Below are 2085 nucleotides of genomic sequence, written 5' to 3' on the forward strand. Positions count from 1 at the left end.
GGGTTCAAATAAGTTATTAATCGCGATTAATGATTTATTTGAGCTGTGGAAGGTAAACGCGGTTCTGAATGTCTCTTAAAATCTGTCTCAAATATTGACTTCAATCCACAATCATATAATTAAAAGCACTACGATAATAATATCACGGAGGAATTGTGGATGAATTTAAAAGATCATGAAAATTGGTTAGTAGACTTTTACAAACAACGAGATTGGTATAAGTACACTCCTCCAGTTAGGCTAAATTATTTGACCGAAGAGGTTGGTGAACTGTCAAGAGCAATCCGTTCAATTGAATTCGGTCGCGATCATCCAGGTGAGCGCAAGCTATCAACCTGTGAAAAGTTTGATAACTTAAACGAAGGACTTGCAGACGTCATTGACCAAGTACTGATAATTTGTAGTCAATACGACATTGACCCCACATCCTTAATGGAATATAGCGAGCAGAAGCTAAATAAACGTTTCGAATCAAATCAAGGTGCTTAATGGAAATTTGCTACGGTAGGCATCAGACTCATTTGACCCTCCCTACTCACTTTTTTGTTATAATAAAGTTATACAAACAAAAGGAGCGTGACATAAATGACAAAACTAATTACACTGAAAAACTTGCCGAAGACACTGACTCCGAATGAAGATGTACTCACCTTGAGTATTAATTTAAATAAATTAAAATACCAACAAGATGAGCGTCTGCACTTAAAGAGTGCGCTTACAGAAATTAAAAAATATTCTATGGAACACCATGAGTTAAACTATAAAGAGCTTGAACGTCAGGTAGACAACTTGATTGATCAGAACCTACCATACCAAGGGATAACGTTATTCATTCAAGGTAATACTTTAGAGTTGTTCGTTTTACCACGGACAACTGTTGACGAAGTAAAGTTAACAATTAGCAAATCTCCCGACTTACTATCTATTTTACGTGAGCAACCAAACAAGATGTATTACTTGTTAGCGTTAGAGGGAACATCATTCAGACTATTCAAAATTGTTGATAAAACAGTTGCACCCGTGAAATTAGATGCAGACGCCCCAACCGACCTAGTGGAAACATTAGGATCAGAAAAACGTGGTGGTGAACTTAACTTTATTGGTCAAGGTGGTTCAACAACTTTCCATGGCCACAATGAAACAAGCAAGGAAAAACAGATTGATTTAGAGCGTTACTACCGCGAAATCAATAAGTATCTGGTTGAAACTATTGACTTAACTGTTCCAATCGTCTTAATGGGATTACCTAAAAATCTGGCATTATTCAAACGAATTTCAGAAAAGCTGTCTCTATCTGAAATTCAAATTAGCAAATCCCCAACGGACTTAACAAATGCCCAAATTGAAAAGACCACTAGCAACGAAATCAGTGAACAAGAGGTTGAAACAATCACTGACGATGTTGCTGCCATTAATAACAAGCGGGTATTAACTGACACAGCTGAAATTGACCAAGCAATTGATACAAACCAACTAAACAAGCTGATTGTTAACGTTGGTAACCTATCCAATAGCGTCGATGACCACCTATACAATGACATCAACCGAATTATCTCTCGTGCCTTAAAGATTAACAGTCAGGTGGTTGTTCTTAAACAAGAAGAACCACAATCACCAGCCTTATTGGAAGCAACAACTTATTAATCGAAAAGCTCACAGAGCACGCCTAAACGGGGCTGTTCTGTGAGCTTTTTGATGACTTGCGAAAACCACCAAAAAATAATAAACTAAGGGCCTATTATTTTTTGGAGAGTCGATAATGAAAAAGCTGATATTTTCAATCTGGGCAATTGCCCTGTTAATCATCGCAGGTACCCTAACTGTACTCGCAAGTAAAACAAATTCCGACACTCAGTCTAACCAACAATTAGCACCCCAAACTCAAACCAAGCTAATCAATATCGCAGATAAAGCATTAACAAAACGCGAGGCAAAGCAAACTCGAATCGTCTATGTTGGCAAAGTAGTCAGACATCACCAGAAGTTCTATTTACCTGCTGGGATCAAACGCCAGACTGGTAAACGTGTCTCAACAAAACCAGATTCAATTTGCAATTTCTTTATCAACGAAAGTTTTAAACTGGC

At 37.6% G+C, this 2085-nt stretch carries 3 protein-coding genes; all 3 read left to right on the forward strand.

What is annotated here, in order from left to right; genetic code table 11:
• Positions 1–159 precede the first annotated feature (159 nt).
• Complete coding sequence (locus tag LSE01S_RS10510) at positions 160–489, forward strand: MazG nucleotide pyrophosphohydrolase domain-containing protein (RefSeq protein ID WP_061777580.1); 330 nt, start codon at positions 160–162, stop codon at positions 487–489.
• Between the two features lie 96 nt (positions 490–585).
• Positions 586–1644, forward strand: coding sequence for a baeRF6 domain-containing protein (locus LSE01S_RS10515; RefSeq protein WP_061777581.1), 1059 nt, complete (start codon positions 586–588; stop codon positions 1642–1644).
• Positions 1645–1759: 115 nt separating this feature from the next.
• The coding region (locus tag LSE01S_RS10520; protein ID WP_156470531.1) for a hypothetical protein at positions 1760–2085 on the forward strand (326 nt) is incomplete at its 3' end.

It is taken from the genome of Levilactobacillus senmaizukei DSM 21775 = NBRC 103853, assembly GCF_001592085.1.
Classification (GTDB): domain Bacteria; phylum Bacillota; class Bacilli; order Lactobacillales; family Lactobacillaceae; genus Levilactobacillus; species Levilactobacillus senmaizukei.